Raw genomic sequence first — 22,428 nt, 5'->3', positions numbered from 1 at the left:
TATAGTGAAAAAATTGATATTGCACGCGATACATCGGTGCAAACCTTCTCCTTAATATAAAACAGCGAGAAATACCATAGTGGACGTAACCTAATTCCGATTCAAATAATCACAGTAAACATTATGTAAGTCATAGGCAAGTCCCTATTCAACTGTATCTTCACTCTCAAACCTCCTCGTCTTTTATTAACTGTTTATCAGTATAAAGCCAGGACAAATTAAGCGGGATAACTAAACATATACAAAGCAAGGCGGAACAAAAAGCTGCTTTTATACAAACATTATTAGCCAACCAACCAATCAGTATATCCCTAAAATACTAAAAATACGTGCAAGAAAACTAACAATGGATAAAACCGTATTCGCATTCTTTTGTTGAATATGTTTAAAAAGTCTGATTCAAACTGCATCACAGGGACAGAAAAAAACTGTGAAATACGCTGAATAAAATAATGGGAGACCAACTATTTGCAAAGAGAAGCAGAGCAAGCATAACAACAGCACTCAGGACTAGTGAGCACAAAGTTATCGCCATAGAAGCATATTTTTGCATAAGATATTTAATTACAAAGGGATTAAATAAGTATTTTACGAGACTATAAGACACAAAGCACAGGCCAAGAATAAGAATTTTATCTTTCCTGCTGCATTGTCTAATGTTCCTGTTTGTCCCAAAATAAAAGGTTGCCAAAAATGAAATATTGGCTGCAATGCAGCAACAATAAAACCACACATCAATATAACCGGATTTTTGAGACAACTAAATAAGCAAAAGCTTCTGTTGCATGCAACAAAGAACCCGAGTCTATTGGCTGACTACCCCAAACGGATGCAATACCTATCCCCGTCACCCTACTAAACCAGAATACAAGCACAAGAAACTCGAAAGAACAAAAATAATATGCCGACTGATAATTATCCATACACGAAACAATAAGAACACCTAGCGCACCAGAAACCATATTCATGAATGCCGTCAGGTCCCGCTTATAGGCGTTTACTTGGTGGTAAATCAAACTACCATTGTAACCACCGCCGTCGATTAAGCCTTTAATCTATGCACTATCAGCGCTAGAACATAAAGCAAAGCCTAAAGCATAAATAATTTCTGCCAGAATTAAGACAGAAAGATTAGGCGCGTAGATGCATAGAAAGAAGAAGAGCGAAAAAAAGAAACATGATAAGATAACATTTTGTTTAACGCCGATTTTATCTCCTAAAATCCCACAAGGCACTTCAAAAGTACAAATAGCTATGCTAAACACAATTTGCAATAAAGCTAACTGTGTTATATTAACGCCCATAAACAATAAAAAAAGGCATACAAGGAACCAGTAATCAGCCGAACCCCACTCATTGCCGCACAGCCATAGAGCAACTTTTTAACTTCATAATCTATCGTCATTAATATATCCAAAAGCTATAAAGCTGGGAGCTTTTTTTGTCGCCAGCTTTATATATTTTAAAACCTCAATTCATAGAGGCACCTCGGTGCGGGCCTTTGAGCGCAGCAACATCAATCCGCTTAATTTTAATTTTTTTCAGTGGGTTATACATATCTTTAGTTTTCATAACTTTACCTCCTGTATTAAATGAAAACAATTAAATTTAACATGACGTTTAGATTATAGCTAACTTTTATCAATTTATTATCTTGATATAAAAAGCTTTTCTTCCCCCCTACGTTAAGTATTTCATGCACCAATTATTATGCAACAACCACTGCAGCACTTGGAAACTCTCATGCGCCGCTTCAGGCAAAGTACGCTTATATTCACGCCAATTTGTCACCGGCTGTACACCACACTCAAAACCTATCTCAAGCGCCAAAAAATGCGCAAAATAAAGCTTTTGTTCGCCCTCACGCTCTAATAGCGCCCAATCTGGTGTGTAAGAGCCAATTAGCGTTGCAATTTTAAAACTCCTTGGCAATTAAAAAATAATCTTACATCAAGGTCATTATCGAGATTTTGCGCAAACTCTTTCTCAATACGGCTCTCACAAATCACATGATCATAAACACTTTGCTCGTTGACCACCGCCAGCCATTTGGTCTCCTTTTCCGACCTAATTTTACAGATGTAGAAGCAATCTTATTATGATGCGCACATCCAGCGATTATTTTACCCTCTGCATTAGAGCCAAAAACATGATAACACGCGGCGGCTTCGATAAGAAGGCTAGCCGCTTAATCAATCTACACAAAAATACATGTGCAGGCGAATGCCCTCCATAATATGCAATATTTCAAGCCCGTTCATAGGGGCCCCTTTTAAAAATTGTGCTTGTAGCGTATCACAATAATAATCCCAAAATACACATTTAGCCCTTGTCTGAAATAGCTCAATTTTGGATTGATGAGAACGAAAACACGCTGCGATAATCACATTGTTCAGCCCTAATGACCGGCAAAAGGAAGCCAATATTCCTGTACCATCAACGACTAACTAACGGTATTTCTTATCATTTTTGATCATATCCTCCACCCTTATTATTTTAAAATTTATACATTTTATCAACAAGATGTGCGCAGCGAGCTCGTACATCTTCGGCTGTTCAGCCTCCATGTACGGCCTGCATTCTCAGACGCAAAATCACCTTTAGCCGAAGCAACTTTATATTGCAGAGCTTGTCCATAAAGCGTATGCACAACTGGTATCAAATATTCACATGACAGTAGCGCATTTTTTGCTGTACTGCCATGAGAGAGAAGACCAACAGCTTTATCCCAAAAAGCATCACAATCTAAATTATCAAAAGCGTTCTTCAAAATCTCTGAATAAGACCTGTGATAAACAGGATTTGCAAGAATAACACCGTTAGCGACTGCGATTGTTTTAACAAATGCATGCACTTCAGCACCGCTGATTGTAATGTAATGACTTATAAAAACAATAACTTTTTTAAATGACTCTTCAACCGCGTATAAATATAAGCATGCTTTTTCTAGTCCTTTTTTACGGTATTAAACTGTTCTAATCTACCGAACTTACTCTTAAATTGAAGCCGAATGATTTTAATAAATCCATATTATTTTAAAAATTCAATAAAGACTATTGAGGCTACAATCAAAGGCACTTCTTTTCAAGATTAAGCAAGTTTTGTAACCTATATTGTTATCTCCATAGAAGTAAAACATTCTCTATGGATGGTGAGTTAGCTATGCCTTCACAGCTAGTGCTTTACAAGCGCTTTTGTAACACTCACTTCGCCCCAAACGTAGGATTGCGTTTTATTAAATACCCCACGCGCATATAATTAAAGATAGAAACGATTAAGCTTGCGCCAATCATGCCAAGCCAATAGCCAATAAAGCCATATTCAAAAAAATGCGCCATGAGCGTCCCCCCCAAATATGCCTATCCCCCAATAGCTTATTGCTACAACAATTGTTGACCAAAACGTATCAAGCAAGCCCACAAGTATGCCATTGAGCATAGCTCCTAAAGTGCCAAAAGCAAAAGACAATAAGATGAGCGGAAGCAACTCCCAAGAGGAAACAACAACGTTGTCTGAAGAAATATCAAAGATGGTTGTAAGGATAAATTCATAAGAGAGATAAACAACTCCTGATAGAAACAAGACATAAGTTACAGCAAAAACTGTGACACTCATACGCAACTGTTTTAGAGCCATATTATTCCCATCTTCTCTATACCACGCTGCTATTGTTGCAGCTGCGCTGGAAATCCCAAAGCCATCACCGAAATAAGCATATCGAGACGCATTCCAATCGTATGCGCGGCCAAAGCTTTGACCCCATAAGCCGTAATTATGAATGCAATTACAGAAGGAAAGCCCTCCGCAATAAGAATACGTATACCAATGGGTAGTCATACTCGTATCAATTTTATTATTCGTGAAATCTTTAACTTTGGTCTCAAATTTAAAGTGAAAGGAATGAAAAGCAGAATTGCGGGCTAGAATTATTGCTGCCGCAATAACAATCAAAATACGGATCAAACTGCTTGCAATTCCAACACCAAAGACACCTAATCCACTTGGAGGACCTATACCAAAAATAAACGGCCAAGAAATAAGAAAATTCACGAGGATAGCCGCAAGCATAACTCAGGTTAAAGGCTTTGAATTGCCAATTGCTGAAAGTAATCCGCGGCTATTCACATAAAGATAAAAAACACCACCCCTATAGCAGCACCACTATTATATTCCTGCGCTATATTGGCAATTGTCCCATCTTGGCCGAGAAGACATAAAATATTCCTCGTATTGAGTAAAATGATCGCACTCATCATTCCAATCAACAGGGAAAGCCATATTCCTTGATCAAACCATGCCTTTAATGCATATTATCTTGTCTGCGAAAGCTTTCTGCAAGCTTTGGTGCAACCATGGTAATAATACCTAGCCCTCACAACATAAAAAAACTAAACATTCTCAGCGCTAACATTGTACCACTTAAGGACTGAACGCCTAAATGCGCTACAAAGCAGCTGCATCTGTGAAGGAAATCATCATCTGAGATGACAAACCTAACAGCCAGTGGCATGCCAAGAGATAGTAATTGCTTCATCACAACAAACATTGTAAAATATCTTTCCATATTGAACGGTGTATTAAGCTCGGATCTTTTAAACAAAACACATTGATTTTTTCCGTAAAATCTTTCCATCGTAAATCTTACGTAAAGGATGCATAATGAGAGCGCATTAAGCTAAGAGGAGATGCCCAGTTCTTAAAGGAGAAGCGCAATGCGCGCTTTATTCTTTTTTTGGATTTCATGCCATGCATTTTTTGTACAATATTATGCCCCCAAGCAGCTACAGTCGTTGATCCAATATCCTTAGCAAGCGTTTGTTCGTCTTGCACATCCATTTTCAATAAAATTTTTTGGTACGGTTGGTGGGATTTGAACCTACGACCTCTGGTGCCACAAACCAGCGCTCTAACCAACTGAGCTACAACCGCATAAAAAGCAAATGTATCATAACTGTTCACGATTTCGTAAACATTTATTCTTTGCTTATGAGACATAAGGAAGATCAACAAAGTTTGCAAGCCCCTTTAAAAAAATCTCGCAATTTTTTGTGAAGAAAAAAGCGTTTTTTACAAAGGAAATTTTGCCCACTGCTCAAGACTATGATCACGATAGCCTTTTATGTTATCAACGCCATCTTGTTGCATCATCTGCAAAATCTCTTGCAGAATAGTTATGACAAGATTTGGACCTTCATAAACCATCCCACTGTATAATTGAATCAAATCTGCACCAGCTTTTACTTTTTCCAAAGCAGTTTGTGCGTCCTTTACACCGCCAACACCAATAATTGCAATCTCCTTCCCTAATTTTTTACGCATTTTTGCAAGCACAATAGTAGAACGCTCAAAAAGTGGACGCCCAGAAAGCCCACCCTCTTCATTACTGAGGTGACTATTGCTAAGACCTTGGCGTGCAAGAGTCGTATTGGAAACAATCAGTCCATTAAAATCAGAAAGTTTTATTTCTTCAGCAACATCATCTAATTCTTTCTCTGATAAATCGGGGGCAATTTTTAAAAAAATAGGAATGGAGAATCCATGCTTGTTCTCTTGCTCATTTCGCGCTTGCGAAACTGCACTCAACAAAAGATGCAAACTGTCACGGGCCTGTAAATCACGTAAACCTGGTGTATTAGGAGAAGAAATATTAACCGTAAAATAATCAGCAACATCATAAAAATGAGCAATACCAACAGTATAATCATCAATCTTATCGACCGTATCCTTATTGGCTCCAATGTTGACTCCTACAACACCAGTTTTTTTACGCGCACGCAATCTGTTGTAAACAACTTGATGTCCATCATTATTAAAACCCATTCTATTAATAATCGCTTCATCTTCTTTTAAACGAAAAAGCCGTGGTTTAGGATTTCCAATCTGAGGCTTTGGTGTCACTGTCCCAATTTCAGTAAAACCAAATCCTAACCGAAAAATACCATCCACAGCCTCTGCATTTTTATCAAACCCCGCTGCAAGACCAATAAAATTTTCAAACTCAAGACCCGCAACAGTTACACACAAACGTTTATCGATAACCTTTTGACAGCCATTTAATCCACTTTTCAGCCCGAGAATCGCTAAACAGTGTGCTTGCTCTGGATCCAACATAAATAAGGCAGAACGGCCAATACAACGAAAAAAACTCATCAATCCTTCTCCACAACATAAAAATGATCCATCGCACCTTACTTATATCTTTTAACACAAAAGATCGCCAATCAAAGAGAGCATATTATCCAAATAATATTCCCCTTCTAGAAGGAAATTCATCACATAATAGCCATACATGTTCATATTGATGTATACTGTATAAAAAACTTTTTATTCTTAAACAACGTTTCTCTTTTTCGACATTTTTCAAAGATTAAAATATGAATCCTAATCTTATAAAATGCAGCATGAATTGAAACATCAATGGCTCTTCACCATAACATGGTTTTGTAACGTCTCATGCAGGCAAGCTCGAATTCTCTTAAAAATGCACGCAAATTACCCCTATTCCCAAAGTTCCTTTGTATAATATTGTTTCCAATAAAAACAGAACTTGTTCTATAAAGCTATTTTTTGCCTAGCATTTATAGAATACATGGTTCATAAAATCATCTAAATTCATACTATTGTTGCGCCATTTATTAGCAACAGGGTATTCAATCATTTGTACTCTGTTGATGAAATTTTGAAGAATCTGCGTTTTTTTCTTTGCCATTTCTGATGCGCTAAATACAATTTAGCATCTATAACTGCTCTGTCTAACATAGTTTAAGTAATGACAGTTGATTATTGAACTCACACCTATCATACCAACGACTTCCAAACCAAAATGATCTTGCAAACCTTAGAGCTCTGCTATTTATAAACTGATACAATCTTCCAGCAAATGAAATGTATTTCTTCCATCGAAATTATTGCTTTTTAGCTCATGTAACCCAGTACAAATAGCTTTTAGATAAGCCATAATGCCCTCCTAATTGTTATTAGCGCTTATTGAATTAAGAGGAATTAAACTATAAGTCTTACTCCTGCCTCATCTATCTATTCTTCCATCAGTGCTGAAATATATTTTTTATTACTAAATTCTCTTTTTATGACAATATGTTATGCCAATATACGTACTTCATTTGAGAAGCTTCCTGATAGCTCAACTTTCAACGCTGCTCATTTTGTGGTATTTTGTAAAAATTTCTCTTTGTTAATGTTATCATAAAAATCTTGAGGCAATTATATAAATTAAGTTACAGTTTTCTACTTTCTGTTGAAAAAAGCAGATATAGTTTTTATCAAAAAAGCTCTTTTCTAGGAAATATTCTATGTACATTCAAATAGAGCCCTAAAGCTCTTTATTAAACCTGATAAAGTTCTTTGAAAATAAGTTTAATATTGTAATATAATCCTAAAAATAAAATCTGCCCTTTCCTTTTTTATCAAAAGCGGTAAGTAAATTACCGTATATCGTTTATATAAAGGGGAAAACGCAATGCTTAAAGAATTCAAAGAATTTGCCTTAAAAGGTAATGTGATTGATCTTGCTATCGGTGTGATTATAGGAGGTGCTTTTGGTAGCTTGGTTAACTCAATTGTCAATGATATTTTTATGCCAATCATTGGGCTGATTACAGGTGGAATTGATTTTTCTAATATGTTTATTCAACTTGCTGGCGAAAAACAAGCGACATTAAGTGCCGCTAAAGCAGCTGGAGCAACCATTAGCTATGGACACTTTATTACTTTACTTATCAATTTTCTCATTATTGCCTGGGTTCTTTTTTTATTCGTTAAAGCTATGAATAAAATCCGTAGAAAAGAAGAAGAAAGCCCCCAAAAAACGTCTTCTGAAGAACAGCTTTTGATAGAAATTAGAGATCTTTTAGCTAAGAAAAAATAATTTTATGCGAGATTTACATCATGGAACACGAGGAAAAAACATTTCCACAGTTGTTCCATGATTGGGTTTTGAGAATAATAAAAATTGTCCCCCACTTTCTTCCACCATTGCTTTACACATTGGGAGGCCTAAACCTGTTCCTATAAAAGCGCTATCACCAGATCGGCCATCTTTGCGCTCTACTTGACCATAAGGTTGTAGTGCCTGTATAATCTCTTCTTCGTTCATCCCTATACCATTATCACTCACTGAAATTTTTACACGTTCTTTTCTATAAGAAACGTGAACAATAATCTGTCCACCCAAAGGTGTAAAACGAATAGCATTGGAAAGAAGATTCCATATAATCTGGCGAAACACTTGTTGTGATACAGGAATAAATGGAACATGAGGTGGAGCAACAATACGCATGATAATGCCGTTCTGATTGGCTTGAGTTTCAAGAAAAGCTATCGTCGCACGTAAACAAGATATCACATCAAATGTTTCAGAAATAAGAGAAGAATCAATCTGGTTATTAGAACCAGAATAATTTATCTTCGAGCACTCTAGTAATTGATTAATCAGCAATAATATATGTTTTCCAGAGGAAATAATATCGCGTAAATATCCATGATAGCGCTCATTTTCTATCGAACCAAAACGGCCTTCTTTCATAATTTCTGCAAAACCAATAAGAGCATTTAAAGGTGTTCGTATTTCATGAACCACCCCAACGATTTTATCCTCTTCTGCTTTTTTTTCTCCTGATGAAATTGTTTGTATCCTATTACGCAACATAACAGCATAATTGCCTTGCTGTGCCAAAAATACAATCGTTATCAAAACGGTTATATTTTTATGATTTTTCGTCATTAAATCAGCTGTTTCTCTGCGATTTAAAACCTGATTTTTCCCTTCCATACGGATTGATTTAAAATATTTTTCAACAAAAAATCGGCTTTGCAAAGTAAATAATGAAGAGAGTGGCTGTCCTCGTAGTTCATTTATTTCATAACCCATTAATGCTAAGGCTGCCCTACTTGCTGATTCAATAAAGCCCTCTTCATCCAACCATAAAACACCATCTGTTGCTGTATCCAACAATAATAAAACTGCAGTGGGCTCTTTTACGAGAGCTTGTTCTATAGCATTTACCGGCAATGTTTGTGCAGATGGTAACTGAATAGCTGTTTCTTCAACTAAATGTTCTTCTTTTACCGATGAATTCAATTCATCACGCAATTGCTCTGCAATTTCATGAAAAGCTGAACGTTCTATTTCCGTAAGACATGGCATTTCTGTTTCCAGCTTTTCATCTCTTTTTTCTTGGACTTTTTTTCGTATTTTTAAAACACCAAAGCCACGAAATCCCTTAAGCTGCTTTTTAACATCAAAAATTGGCAAAGCCGACAGTTCAACATCAAGCCATTGTAAGCAACCATCAACAGGCCATTGAACAATCTCTTTACTCCAAGGCATAGCCGCTTCAATAAAATGACTGAGAACCAGATATCGATCATCATTAAATTGATGAGCAAGCTCATGAAAACTACATCCTAAAACAGAGGAAGAGAGAGGACCAACAACTTCAGCTAGCTCTTTTGAGACTTCACAGAATAAACCATTGTGATCGATTTCCCACGTAAAAGGCCGCGGCAAAAGCTCTGCTGTAAAACGAAAAGCTTCTTGCTGACATTTTAATTCATTTGTATTTAACTTCAACTCATCTGCTTTTAATGGCATAATTAAAACTAAAAAGTGCTGGATTTACTCTCAAATGAATAATGCTAATTTGTTTACAATTACCTGTTCTGGTTAAAATAACTTGATATCTTATATCAATTGTCTGTAACAAAATTTTGACTGTATCATCAACAAAACAAGAATAAAAAGAATCCTCCAACTCCTGTTGTTTATTCACCCATTATCGTAACAAATCTTGTTACAATAATGGTAACATCTCCCTCACATAAATAGTACTCAAAAAGAATACACTTATTTTACGCATTCACGTGCCTGTTTTAAAAAGATATCTCCTAATGTTACCAATAATTCTTGGCATTTGAAGGCGTTCATAAGCGGCATTTTTATTTCTTTTTTAATTTTTTTACCCCTACATTATTATGATACGCAAAAAAATAGCCTTAGTTGTTTCAACAGAAACAGATTTGAAATGAGAAAATCATACGATATTTGAAACCTTTATTCAATATTTATAATGATAAATTATTATTATAAATCAATAAATTGCATTATAAAAATAGAAATAAAAATTTCTTTCTCAAATAAAGTTTCTCGTAAGGACACCTTTCTTGTGCCAATAATATCAAATGATAAAAAATTTAGCATAGCGCTTTAAAGCACCTAATACAAAAGAACTTGCATATTGGATACTTTTCTTATGATGCTCTCCATAATCCCCAAAAGACCTTTCTTTCATCAGAACCGCTATAGAAGAGAAAACAAAAATCATCTGTTCTCATATAAAGATTTGTTTAATTTCTTTACATTTCAGATCATCTAGAAATGTTAAAATATCTCCCCTTTTGGTATCAGGTTGTTTACCTCATCAGCAGTCAAAAGATCGCTTTTGCTTTGCTACTCTCCACTCAATTCTTTAATATGATTATAAAAATAAATACATGGACACATCTTCTTTGAAACATAAAACAAGCATTCGCTATTTAAATAATGACTGTCAAACATTTTAAAAATCGCACATTAAAATGTGCTTTTTTATTTCCCTGTATTGAGTAAAATTTCACGTTTTCCCACATGATTAGCGGCTCCAACAATACCTTTTTCTTCCATCCGCTCAACAAGAGAAGCTGCTTTATTATAGCCGATTGAAAGTCGGCGCTGAATATAAGACGTTGAACATTTTTTATCACGTATAACAATCTTTACAGCTTGATTATAAAGCTCCTCCCCTTCTTCATCAAAATTTTCTTCCTCAGACACTTCAACCATTGAATTAGCAGAAGCATCCTCTTTGTTATCGTCTTCATTATCCGTGACGGTTGCTAAATAATCAGGTTTTCCTTGCAGTTTAAGATATGCAACAATGGATTCAACTTCTTCATCAGAGACAAAAGGTCCATGAACGCGTACAATACGCCCCCCACCTGCCATATGAAGCATATCTCCTTGACCTAAAAGCGTTTCAGCACCTTGTTCACCTAAGATCGTTCGACTGTCAATTTTTGATGTCACTTGAAAAGAAATGCGGGTAGGAAAGTTCGCTTTAATTGTCCCTGTGATAACATCAACAGAAGGACGCTGCGTTGCCATGATAAGATGAATACCGGCCGCACGCGCCATTTGTGCTAAGCGCTGAATGGCATTCTCTATTTCTTTCCCTGCCACCATCATGAGATCAGCCATCTCATCAACAATCACAACAATATAAGGAAGCTGCGTAAGATCCATGGCTTCTTCATGATAAAGCATTTCTCCTGTTTCCTTATCAAAACCCGACTGGACAGTACACATGATCGTTTCACCTTTTTGAGCCGCAAGTGCAACGCGTGCATTAAAACCATCAATATTACGTACACCTAACTTAGCCATTTTGCGATAACGCTCTTCCATTTCACGAACCGCCCATTTTAAAGCTGTTACCGCTTTTTTAGGATCTGTTACAACAGGTGTTAAAAGATGTGGAATGCCATCATAAACAGAGAGCTCTAGCATTTTAGGATCAACCATGATCAAACGACACTGTTTTGGTGTCATACGATAAAGAATTGACAAAATCATTGTATTAATTGCTACAGACTTTCCTGATCCTGTTGTTCCTGCAACCAATAAATGAGGCATTTTTGCTAATTCTACAATGACCGGCTCACCACTAATCCCTTTCCCCAAAGCAAGAGCAAGTTTAAATTCACTTTCACGAAAAGAACGTGATTGAATTAATTCCCGTAAATAAACGGTTTCACGAACTGCATTGGGTAACTCAATCCCAATAACATTCCGTCCAGGAATGACAGCAACGCGTGTAGAAATAGCAGACATAGAACGTGCAATATCATCAGAAAGATTAATAACGCGCGATGACTTTACACCCGCAGCAGGCTCAAATTCATACATTGTAACCACTGGCCCTGGATGTACATGGATAACCTCACCCTTAATACCAAAATCTTCCAAAACACTTTCCAAAAGCCCAGCACCGCGTTCCAATGTTTCCTGAGGAATCATCGTACCTTCATGAAAAACAGGTTCCTGTAATAAATTGATCGGAGGAAACTCATAAACATCACTATCAATAGATTGAATATTTTGTATAAAAGCAGAATCATAATCGCTTAATGGCACGCGGGTAGATTGCAATATTTTCGTTTTACCGTTTGCTTGCATCACAGACAAATCTTTTAAAGATGATGTGACATTCTTTGTCATGCAATCGGCAATGTTATTGGTTTTTTTCGTCTCTGTACTAGACTCAGAATCGCTTAGTGCCTCAGTATCGTTTAACGCCCTTGCATTACTTAACGTATGAACGGAATCTTCAACAGAAAGCTTAGAATGACACTCTTTAGTAATATCATTATTCGTATGCATTAAATCAGAAATTTGCTCAACGCCTCGTATCCTTTCCGCTGGAGATTCTGATGTAATTGAATCATAGAGTTGCGGAAAGCGGTATTCAAGAACACGGTAAAGAGCAGTTATTGACTCATCAAAGGCAGAAGGGATAACGGATGTAATTTCATTTGTTGTGTCAATCGATGTTTCATCCTCTTTTGAAGTTTGAGTATCCATATGTTCAAATATCAAAGATACGCATTCAAAAAATGCATCATCGGAAAGATGCCAAGCAGGATTCATCTTTTGTAGCACATTTTCTACTTGCAGTTTATGCTCTTGTTTATCCTCCTCAAGTAGAATATTTTCTGACGGCATACGAGTAGCTTGTCGTGACAACTGCTTCAAAACTGTTGAATGACAAACCGACGTTTTATTTTCTATTGATTGGGGATTAATGACTTTTTTTGTCAATGGAACGCTTGTTGTTTTCTTGTTACAACGTACGGTATCTGTAATTTTTTTTTGATCTTGCTTCGTAAAAAATTTAAACTGTTTTGCAAAAACTGGATCTGTTTCTATACGACGGCGCAAAATCTCAACTTCTGGAGTTCGCGTGAAACGGACATTTTTTCCGAGGGTAAATGCCTTTTTCCATACTTCCGGATAAGGAAATATCTCAGTAATCTTAATAGATAAATCTTCTCTTGATGCAGCTTTCGTACCATCATCAGAAAAAGAAGACGTAGAAATAGATTTTGTTTTCGAATTATGCATGGCACCCAACAAATTTATAGCAATGAGAAAAATAACCTTTTCAAAAAGAATTCATAGAAACTATCATACGAAGGTTAATAACCTTTTGCTGATGGTTACTTTTTAATGAAAAAAAATAATGCCATAATGCATATTCATAATCCCCCTTCTGCATATTTACGATATAAATTGTCTAGTTTATGGTATCATAGAGCTCGTATTTCATTTATTTTGAAGAAAACCTCATGATAAAAAGGCTTCAAAAATTGTCTATACCTCTCTTTCTCTTCCATTTCATAAAAGTAATTAGGCCAATAATACAAATGGGTATATTAAGCATTACTCTATTGAATTCTTTATGCTCCATTATCATAATACAATCTAATTTCTCGCGTTTTTATAAGATTACCCTTGTTATCCTCGTTTAAAACGGCTTAGACTAAGATAATCATAATTACATAAACACAAATAGAAAAAAGGGAGCGAATTATGTTTAATAAACGGAAGTTTTATATTAATGGTCTATGGGATGACCCAAGCACTCCTCACGATTTTGACGTCATTAATCCATCCACAGAAGAGGCTTGTGCTGTCATTAGCCTTGGAAGTACAAAAGATGCCGATAAAGCAATTAACGCAGCTAAAGAAGCGTTTCAAAAATGGAAAACAACGTCACCAAATGAACGTCTTGGGTTCGTCGAAAAAATTCTAAATATCTATGAAAAACGTTCTAAAGACATGGCAAAAACCATTTCAATGGAAATGGGAGCACCAATTGATATGGCACTTAATGCGCAAACCGCAACTGGCAGTTCCCACATTCGCAATTTTATCGAAGCTTATAAAGAGTTTTCATTCCAAAAAACTTTAATAAAGGGAAATGAGCAAGCAATTCTTCACTACGATCCTATCGGCGTCGTAGGATTAATTACGCCATGGAATTGGCCTATGAATCAAGTAACTCTTAAAGTTATCCCTGCTCTCTTGGCTGGCTGTACCATGGTATTAAAGCCCTCTGAAATTGCGCCTCTTTCTTCTATGCTTTTTGCTGAATTTTTAAATGAAGCCGCACTCCCTGCCGGTGTTTTTAATTTAATCAATGGTGATGGTGCAACTGTCGGCTCTTATCTCTCAGCACATCCAGATCTAGAAATGATTAGCTTTACTGGTTCAACTAGAGCAGGAAAAGATATTTCTAAAAATGCTAGCGCTACTTTAAAAAGAGTCTGTCTGGAACTTGGGGGAAAAGGAGCGAATATTATCTTTGCTGATGCCGACTCAGATGCTATTCAACGTGGTGTGCGACATTGCTTTTATAATAGTGGACAAAGCTGTAATGCACCGACTCGTATGCTTGTGGAACAGAGCATCTATGACAAAGCCATAAAAATAGCCAAAGATATTGCAGAAACAACAAAAGTAGGACCAAATTGCCAAGAAGGAAATCATATTGGTCCCGTCGTTTCAAAAAAACAATATGACAAAATTCAAGATCTTATCCAATCGGGAATTGATGATGGTGCAACTCTTGTTGCAGGTGGAACTGGTTTACCAAGAGGAATTGAACGCGGTTATTATGTCCGTCCAACAGTCTTTGCTGATGTAAAATCTCATATGCGTATTTTCAAAGAAGAAATCTTTGGTCCAGTTCTCTCGATTCTTGCTTTTAATACAGAAGAAGAAGCTGTAGCTTTAACGAATGACACTGAGTATGGTCTTACAAATTATATTCAATCGCAAGATCGCAATAAATGTCGTCGTATTGCGGCACAGGTACGCTCTGGTATGGTGGAAGTTAACGGACATGGATTACCCAGTGGAAGCTATTTTGGAGGTGTAAAATTTTCTGGACGCGCCCGTGAAGGGGGACATTGGGGAATTAAAGAATTTCTCGATAGTAAAGCAATTTCGTACTGGTAAAATCTTATTAAAAACTTAATAGGAATCGTATGGTAATACAAAAAATAACGGATGAAGGTGCTCTTGGGCAACGTCTTGATCAGTGGCTAGCAAAACAATATCATAATGTGTTCTCACGTTCGCGTTTGCAAACCCTCATCCGTGAAGGCTATCTTAAAATTGATGGTCAATTCATAAAGGAACCAAAAACAAAATTAAGACCTAAGCAAATAATTGAATTGACAATGCCTGACCTTCGTGATGCAGAACCTAGTGCTGAAGCTATTGCATTGGACATCCTTTTTGAAGATGATCATATCATTGTTATTAACAAACCAGCAGGTCTTGTTGTTCATCCTGGTAATGGAAATTGGACCGGTACGTTGGTTAATGCTCTTATTTATCACTGCGGTAATAGTTTATCTGGTATAGGTGGTGTTAAACGCCCTGGCATTGTCCATCGTCTCGATAAAAACACAAGTGGTGTTATGGTTGTTGCAAAAAATGATTTGGCTCATAAAAGTCTCAGTGCTCAATTCTCTGATCATGGACGTACCTGTGCATTAGACCGACGCTATCATGCCTTGATTTGGGGGACACCTCACCGCAATGTTTGGACAATTGATGCATCACTTGGCCGTTCGCCCCATAACCGAACAAAGCAAGCTGTTATTCATAACCAAAACCCTTATGCTCGCCATGCTGTTACACATTTTTCTTTGCTAGAAAAATATGGCTCTCATGCAGACTCAAGATCTTTTGCTAGCCTTCTGGAATGTCGCTTGGAAACTGGACGCACCCATCAAATCCGTGTTCATATGGCTCATATTGGGCATCCACTCATAGGCGATACAGTTTATGGAAACGCTTTTAAAACAAAATTAAACACATTCAACCCCACTATTAAAAATGCAATCGATCAATTCAACCGACAGGCACTCCATGCCACAAGTCTCACTTTTGAACATCCTTCTACCGGTAAAGTTATGTCGTTTTCTGTATCACTACCTCAAGATATGGCTAAACTTATTAAGCATTTTAAAAAAATGAATTGAAACTTTTCTCCTTCTCAAGATTTCACAATAAAATATCTTTTTTTGAACAAAATTGAAAAATATGCTAAAGTGAATGTGCACGGATATTACTATCTGAAACATAGAATTTGCCTTATCAGGGAATTCAGACAAAAGGAGGGTGCTATTATGGCCCATATGAATTTGTTATCAGTAACCACAGGCGATGGCGGATTAAACCGTTATTTGGAAGAAGTGCGTCGTTTTCCTATGCTTGATCCAAAAGAAGAATATATGTTAGCTCAACGTTACCGTGAGCATAATGATTTAAAAGCAGCACATAGGCTGGTAACCAGTCATTTGCGTCTCGTAGCTAAAATCGCGATGGGGTATCGCGGCTATGGACTTCCCATTGGGGAAGTCATTTCAGAAGGCAATGTTGGACTCATGCAGGCTGTTAAGCGCTTTGAACCCGAACGGGGTTTTCGTCTTGCAACCTATGCAATATGGTGGATTAAAGCATCAATCCAAGAATATGTATTGCGGTCTTGGAGTTTGGTGAAGATGGGGACAACAGCTAATCAAAAGCGCCTGTTTTTTAACCTTCGTAAATTAAAAAGTAAACTTCAAGCACTTGATAGCGGTGATCTCAATGCAGAACAAGTAAAAGAAATTGCAACCCAGTTGAATGTCTCAGAGGATGAAGTTGTATCAATGAATCGCCGACTTGGTGGTGACACTTCACTCAACGCACCCCTTCGTACAAAAGAAGGGGAAAACAGCGAGTTGCAAGATTGGTTGGTAGATGAATCTAACGATCAAGAACAAATTTTAATTGAAAAAAGTGAATTGGAGAATCGTCGTTCCATGCTTATAAATGCCATGAACAATCTTAATGAACGCGAAAAACGTATATTCAAAGCGCGTCGTTTAAACGATATACCATTAACTCTAGAAGAACTCTCTGGTGAATTTAATATTAGTCGAGAACGAGTAAGACAAATTGAAATGCGTGCATTTGAAAAAGTGCAAAATTCTATCAGAGATTCTGCTTTATCTCAAAGTCAAATATAAGACTCTAGAATTAGGTATGAGGCCAATTTTTGCGCATTTTTAAAGTAGAAATGAGAGAGGCATATATTGGCTTTGTACTTGTAAATTAGCCTGTAGAATCCTTTGAGTTATGATGTATGGTTTTATTGAGCGTGTTTGATGTAACCAATAAAAACTGATATCGAGAAATAACTTTTTATTTTATTTGCATCTATGTTTTATTTTTCTGACCAAGAACTGTTAACTTATTTTGTTGTGCAAGCCATTGTCCAACAACTTTATTGAAAATAGACTCACCTTTTGGTCCTTTTGAAAAGGTTAATTCATTTATACGTCCGTTTTTATCCGTTAACACCAAACGCATCCAATCTAATTCTCGCATCAATTGTAAATTTCGATCAAGAAATGGATGATTACCACTCAATGCAACAAGAAAAAAATCATCGTTAATTTTTGTAGAAATAGTTCGTATTAAAGTCTGCCCAATAGATTGTTCACTTGCTTTAAAGGTTAACGCTTGAACACTGCTTATAGCTTTACCTGAGAATTTATCAGAAAGAATAAAAATAAGGTCCATAATATATGCAGCAGGAAATGACCGATCAGTATTGCGACGTAAAATTAACCGTAATGATAGCCCTTCATCGGGAATTGTTATATCACCTTGTATAGCTGTTTCTTCTGGATCCCCCTTCACATAAGACTCCTTTATAAGCGTCCAGCGAACACTTCCGGTTGCTATCTTTTCTGCATCATAATTTGTACGTGCTTGATAAAAAACAGCTTCACCTAATTTATCAAGCGATTGCAAATTGCTGGAAACAACTGTTGAGACTCCTTCTTCATCCGAAGAATCTGTCGCTTGTTTTAAACCGACATCAATTTCACTCCCATCCTCTAATAAACGTTGTGTTAATTTTCTCTTAACCGAAAGTGCCTTTGGTACTTCGTGAGAAACTTGAAGATTTTCTCCTAACACCTGATGATCATTTGATACAAATACACGCCCACCAATGAAAAAAATACCAACAGTTAAAACAGCAAAACTAACAACAGAAACAGCACTTATCACAATACGCCTTTGCACCAATGATTTATTAGCACGATGTAAAGCCTGAGAAAAAATATGCGAAACAATATGCGGATTATCTTCTTGCGACGAAGAGACCTTTAACGCACAGCTATTAACATGCTGAGAAGACACATCAGCCTCTATATTAACAGGCTCTGCATCTGGTATATCTGATACCCAAGGCTCATCAAATAACTTGCTATCCTTTGGACGTGTAACAAAATCCTGCTTTCTTTTTATGTCTACCACTGAAAATTCATTATTCTTTGGTAATATAGTCTTTTTTATATATTTCTTATCTTCATTTATATTTGTGGGATTCCACCCAACAACTGAAGAAAGCAACTTCTTTTCAACTGCTAAATATTCTTCTTCAACCGTTGCAATAGCACTATGAAGAATCTTTCTTTGTTCATCTGCTATTGCTTGTGGTATTTTTGATGTTACAAATTGATATTCTAATGTTTCGATAGCCCGTTTATAAATCCGCTTACGCACTTGTGGTGTAACATTATTTTGTGCATTAATTGCCTTTTTTAAGATTCCAACGAAATCTACCATTTCCTCTATAATCTCTCTTAAACTAAGCAAAAAAAACCTAACACTCAGGCCAAAACAGCTTTATTTTAGGCTCATAAATTTATTGTCGTTTATATTGGTACATCTATCGTCATAGTGTAAAATGAATATGCAAAATAAACAATGTTATTTTACAGCTTTCTTTCACGCGCTCTTAAAAGCTCTTTTTGTTAAAAGATATAGAAATGAACAAAAGATCTATATGGAAACCTAAAAGTAATAATCAATTTGCAAAGGGATCTGTAATAAGAATAGTATCTTCGCGTTCCGGACTCGTAGATAATAAAGCTATTTTTGTGTTAATCAGTTCTTCAATATAGCGTATATATTTAACAGCCTGCATTGGTAAATCTTCCCACCTCAATGCATGGGCTGTTTTTTCTTTCCAACCTTCTAATGTTTTATAAATAGGCTTCACACGGGCTTGGGCTCCCATAGAAGAAGGTAAATAATCAATCCTTCTACCATCAAGCTCATAACCAATACAAACTTTTATTTCATCCAAACCATCCAAAACATCAAGTTTTGTCAATGCTATACCTTGAACACCGCAAACTACTACCATCTGACGGACTAAGACAGCATCAAACCAACCACATCGACGCTTTCTACCCGTTACAACACCAAATTCATGCCCACGTACTCCCAGAAATTCACCAATGTCATTTATCTGCTCTGTAGGAAAAGGCCCTTCTCCAACACGTGTGGTATACGCTTTTGCAATACCCAAAACATAATGAATTGCACTAGGTCCCATCCCTGAACCTGTACATGCCTGCCCAGCAACTGTATTCGATGATGTTACGTAAGGATAAGTTCCAAAATCATTATCGAGTAAAGCTCCTTGCGCACCTTCAAAAAGTATGTGTTTCCCTCCTCGATAACCTTCATCTAAAAGACGCCACGTACAATCCATAAAGGGCAAAATTTTATCCGCAACTTGCATCAATTCATCATAAAGTGCTTGAGAATCAATCTCTGCAACACCCATCCCACGACGCAAAGCATTATGATGCCTCAAAAGCCGCTCAATCTTAGCCATAAGTGTATCTTTTTCTGCTAAATCCATCACTCGGATAGCACGACGTCCCACCTTATCTTCATAAGCCGGTCCAATACCACGCTTTGTTGTACCAATCTTTAAACCAGATAAACCGCTTTCTCGAATTGCATCAAGATCACGATGCAAAGAAAGAATCAAAGGAGCATTTTCAGCAATACGTAAAATTTCTGGTGTGATTTTTATACCCTGATCACATAATTTTTTTAATTCTGCAACAAAATGATGAGGGTCAACAACAACACCATTGCCAATAATTGATAACTTGCCACGCACTAAACCAGACGGTAAAAGTGATAATTTATAACTAACTCCATCAATAACCAATGTGTGGCCAGCATTATGCCCCCCCTGATATCTCACCACGATATCTGCTCGCTCAGACAACCAATCTACAATTTTACCTTTGCCTTCATCACCCCATTGTGTACCGACAACAACTACATTGGCCATAACTTTCTCCGTTGTGTTTGGTCAAAAAAACCAGTATTTAAAAACAAACACTTCTTTATAACGAAACCTTAGAGCAAGCGCGACTCCTCATTTCAGATTTTTCTCAATCTTCAAGTGATTAAATTTTCAAATTTATGATAATAAAAATAAGCAAATACCAAAATATTTTAAATCCGTTATTTTTGCTACAAAACGTAAAAAAATTAGAGATTTTAATTTGTTCGTATCCAACACTTGACAGAGTATTTATTCCCCCTCTTAATCTTTTACAATTCATGTAATATTTAGAGACTGTTTTTCTGATATAAGAATACGAAAGATCATCATAATCTCTCGTATCCTTTTTTGTTTAAAAACACGTTGTAAAGATCACCAGTAATTATTTAAAGCTGTGCTTTTTCAACTTGAAACGCCCACTCAAGCCATTGTGTTAAAATTTCAAGATCGGAAGCTTCAATTGTTATACCCGCCCAAATTCGAAGCCCAGGAGGAGCATCGCGATACGAACCGATATCATAAGCAACCCCTTCTTCATCAAGACGTTTCACAACTGCTTTTATAAAAGACACTCGCTTTTCCGTATCCAAAGCAGCAATCACTGGATCCACAATGTCTAAACAAATAGCGGTGTTAGAACGCACTTCAGGATCTTTTGCCAAATATTCTAACCATGGTGTTTTGCGAACAAAAGCATCAAATACAGAAAAGTTTTTCTCAACCCGTGCTCTTAATGCCGCTGCACCTCCTAGAGATTTTGCCCACTTCAATCCATCAAGAAAATCCTCAACACAAAGCATAGAAGGTGTATTGATTATCTTTCCTTTAAAAATATCTTCGTTCAATTTTCCATTTTTTGTCATATAGAAAAGTTGAGGCATAGGCCAAGCTGGAACATGATTCTCAAGCCTCTCAACAGCACGAGGACTTAAAATCACCATACCATGCGCAGCCTCACCTCCCAACACTTTCTGCCATGAAAAAGTAACAACATCTAATTTTGAAAAATCAAGATATTGCGCAAAAGCTGCAGATGTTGCATCACAAATGGTCAATCCAGCCCGCTTATGCGGAATAAAATCCGCATTAGGAATACGCACACCAGAAGTTGTCCCATTCCATGTAAAAACAACATCACGATCAAAGTCAAGTTGTGTTAAATCCGGTATTTCACCATAAGGAGCTTCAAAACGACGCACATCAGAAAGCTTTAATTGCTCGACAACATCTTTATTCCACCCAAATCCAAAGCTTTCCCACGCCGCCATATCAATGCCACGCTCACCTAATAGAGACCATAGAGCAGCCTCAACAGCACCGGTATCTGAACCTGGCATAATTCCTATACGATGATCAGAAGGAACCTCAAGAATCTCACGGGTTAAATTAACAACTTCAGCAAGTTTTAATTCTGCTTCTCTAGATCTATGTGAACGCCCAACTAATGCATTTTTAAGAACATCAAGAGTCCAACCAGGCCGTTTGCTACAGGGACCTGAAGAAAAATTAGTATTATTGGGACGACTGCTTGGTTTTTGTAACATTATCATTCTTTCTCCCCTTTTAGATGTTTTTCTTTCTTTATAAAGAAGAACAAATTATTATAAAGACTAATCAATGATCTTTTTAGAAAAAATCAAAAATATTTTCTATTATTTCGTATGCTGAAAATTCATAGAAACTTTATAAAAAATCTTTCTTAACCATGTTTCTCGATTGATTTTTTTTAATTTTTTTCGTATTATTACCACGATAAGATAGCATTCTAATAACAATACACTAACGTGTCCAATACACCTATCAAATTTATTTTATGATAAAGATTCATTGATAACTCTCTAGAAAAAGGGAGATAAACTTATTAAAAAATCAATTATTTTTCTTTTGATGACTGGACAGAGAAAATTTTAATGTTATAACCGCAAACGCTTTGTATTTTTTATGAGGCATGCCCAGATAGCTCAGTTGGTAGAGCAGCGGACTGAAAATCCGCGTGTCCGTGGTTCGAATCCGCGTCTGGGCACCGTTTTATTACTTTAGTATATTGAAGTATATAGATTTTTTCTTTAAACAACAATTTTCAGACCACCTTTTGGACCACCTTCTACAGTTTATACAATTTTACCTAATTTTTTCTTATTTGCTCCTT

17 protein-coding genes and 2 tRNA genes are annotated in these 22,428 nt (G+C 36.5%); 5 read left to right on the top strand and 14 right to left on the bottom strand.

Annotated features, from left to right (window positions below):
* Positions 1 to 734: 734 nt before the first annotated feature.
* The 9 genes from ACFIJS_RS04720 to ACFIJS_RS04680 form a co-directional block, all read right to left on the bottom strand.
* Positions 735 to 968 carry a hypothetical protein gene (locus ACFIJS_RS04720; RefSeq protein ID WP_375650353.1) on the bottom strand — a complete coding sequence of 78 codons (234 nt, stop codon included), beginning with the start codon at positions 966 to 968 and terminating at the stop codon, positions 735 to 737.
* 712 nt (positions 969 to 1,680) lie between these two features.
* A complete protein-coding gene (locus ACFIJS_RS04715) occupies positions 1,681 to 1,932 on the bottom strand; it encodes a hypothetical protein (protein WP_375650352.1) in 252 nt (83 codons plus the stop codon).
* Positions 1,902 to 2,009, bottom strand: a complete 108-nt coding sequence (locus tag ACFIJS_RS04710) for a hypothetical protein (RefSeq protein ID WP_375650439.1) — start codon at positions 2,007 to 2,009, stop codon at positions 1,902 to 1,904. Before ACFIJS_RS04710 ends, ACFIJS_RS04715 begins: the two co-directional genes overlap by 31 nt.
* A gap of 506 nt (positions 2,010 to 2,515) precedes the next feature.
* Positions 2,516 to 2,854: an NADPH-dependent FMN reductase gene (locus ACFIJS_RS04705; protein WP_375650350.1), complete on the bottom strand. Its 339-nt coding sequence runs from the start codon at positions 2,852 to 2,854 to the stop codon at positions 2,516 to 2,518.
* A 349-nt stretch (positions 2,855 to 3,203) separates the two neighbouring features.
* On the bottom strand, positions 3,204 to 3,338 hold the full coding sequence (locus tag ACFIJS_RS04700; RefSeq protein ID WP_375650349.1) for a hypothetical protein: 135 nt from the start codon (positions 3,336 to 3,338) through the stop codon (positions 3,204 to 3,206).
* Entirely contained in the window at positions 3,322 to 4,050 is a 729-nt protein-coding gene (locus ACFIJS_RS04695; RefSeq protein WP_375650348.1) for a hypothetical protein, read from the bottom strand. Before ACFIJS_RS04695 ends, ACFIJS_RS04700 begins: the two co-directional genes overlap by 17 nt.
* Before the next feature lie 71 nt (positions 4,051 to 4,121).
* The gene (locus tag ACFIJS_RS04690) at positions 4,122 to 4,256 is read right to left on the bottom strand and encodes a hypothetical protein (protein ID WP_375650437.1); all 135 of its coding nucleotides are present in this window, start codon (positions 4,254 to 4,256) and stop codon (positions 4,122 to 4,124) included.
* A 596-nt stretch (positions 4,257 to 4,852) separates the two neighbouring features.
* Positions 4,853 to 4,929, bottom strand: a tRNA-His gene (locus tag ACFIJS_RS04685).
* Between the two features lie 138 nt (positions 4,930 to 5,067).
* Positions 5,068 to 6,150, bottom strand: a complete 1,083-nt coding sequence (locus ACFIJS_RS04680) for a quinone-dependent dihydroorotate dehydrogenase (protein ID WP_375650347.1) — start codon at positions 6,148 to 6,150, stop codon at positions 5,068 to 5,070.
* Positions 6,151 to 7,477: 1,327 nt separating this feature from the next.
* On the opposite strand from ACFIJS_RS04680, the gene mscL reads away from it, so the two are divergent.
* On the top strand, positions 7,478 to 7,885 hold the full coding sequence (mscL, locus tag ACFIJS_RS04675; RefSeq protein WP_375650345.1) for a large conductance mechanosensitive channel protein MscL: 408 nt from the start codon (positions 7,478 to 7,480) through the stop codon (positions 7,883 to 7,885).
* 18 nt (positions 7,886 to 7,903) lie between these two features.
* On the opposite strand, the gene ACFIJS_RS04670 is transcribed toward mscL, so the two are convergent.
* Together ACFIJS_RS04670 and ACFIJS_RS04665 are read right to left on the bottom strand one after the other, a co-directional pair.
* Complete coding sequence (locus ACFIJS_RS04670) at positions 7,904 to 9,610, bottom strand: ATP-binding protein (protein WP_375650344.1); 1,707 nt, start codon at positions 9,608 to 9,610, stop codon at positions 7,904 to 7,906.
* A 993-nt stretch (positions 9,611 to 10,603) separates the two neighbouring features.
* On the bottom strand, positions 10,604 to 13,174 hold the full coding sequence (locus ACFIJS_RS04665) for a DNA translocase FtsK (protein ID WP_375650343.1): 2,571 nt from the start codon (positions 13,172 to 13,174) through the stop codon (positions 10,604 to 10,606).
* Positions 13,175 to 13,642: 468 nt separating this feature from the next.
* Between ACFIJS_RS04665 and ACFIJS_RS04660 the strand changes: the two genes are divergently transcribed.
* From ACFIJS_RS04660 to rpoH, 3 genes are all read left to right on the top strand, one after another.
* The gene (locus ACFIJS_RS04660; RefSeq protein WP_375650341.1) at positions 13,643 to 15,073 is read left to right on the top strand and encodes an aldehyde dehydrogenase family protein; all 1,431 of its coding nucleotides are present in this window, start codon (positions 13,643 to 13,645) and stop codon (positions 15,071 to 15,073) included.
* A 29-nt stretch (positions 15,074 to 15,102) separates the two neighbouring features.
* Entirely contained in the window at positions 15,103 to 16,107 is a 1,005-nt protein-coding gene (locus ACFIJS_RS04655) for an RluA family pseudouridine synthase (RefSeq protein WP_375650340.1), read from the top strand.
* A 147-nt stretch (positions 16,108 to 16,254) separates the two neighbouring features.
* Entirely contained in the window at positions 16,255 to 17,139 is an 885-nt protein-coding gene (rpoH, locus tag ACFIJS_RS04650) for an RNA polymerase sigma factor RpoH (protein WP_375650339.1), read from the top strand.
* A 190-nt stretch (positions 17,140 to 17,329) separates the two neighbouring features.
* On the opposite strand, the gene ACFIJS_RS04645 is transcribed toward rpoH, so the two are convergent.
* The 3 genes from ACFIJS_RS04645 to ACFIJS_RS04635 form a co-directional block, all read right to left on the bottom strand.
* On the bottom strand, positions 17,330 to 18,751 hold the full coding sequence (locus ACFIJS_RS04645) for a hypothetical protein (RefSeq protein WP_375650338.1): 1,422 nt from the start codon (positions 18,749 to 18,751) through the stop codon (positions 17,330 to 17,332).
* A gap of 241 nt (positions 18,752 to 18,992) precedes the next feature.
* Positions 18,993 to 20,282, bottom strand: a complete 1,290-nt coding sequence (locus ACFIJS_RS04640; protein WP_375650336.1) for an adenylosuccinate synthase — start codon at positions 20,280 to 20,282, stop codon at positions 18,993 to 18,995.
* A gap of 383 nt (positions 20,283 to 20,665) precedes the next feature.
* The gene (locus ACFIJS_RS04635; RefSeq protein WP_375650335.1) at positions 20,666 to 21,829 is read right to left on the bottom strand and encodes a phosphoserine transaminase; all 1,164 of its coding nucleotides are present in this window, start codon (positions 21,827 to 21,829) and stop codon (positions 20,666 to 20,668) included.
* 400 nt (positions 21,830 to 22,229) lie between these two features.
* Here ACFIJS_RS04635 and ACFIJS_RS04630 point away from each other — a divergent pair.
* Positions 22,230 to 22,302, top strand: a tRNA-Phe gene (locus ACFIJS_RS04630).
* Positions 22,303 to 22,428: the final 126 nt, after the last annotated feature.

Origin of the sequence: Bartonella sp. OT172YNZD, assembly GCF_042193725.1 — a bacterium.
GTDB lineage: Bacteria > Pseudomonadota > Alphaproteobacteria > Rhizobiales > Rhizobiaceae > Bartonella > Bartonella grahamii_A.
The sequence above is the reverse complement of the archived record's forward strand: the minus strand, read 5'-3'. Positions and strand labels throughout refer to the sequence as shown.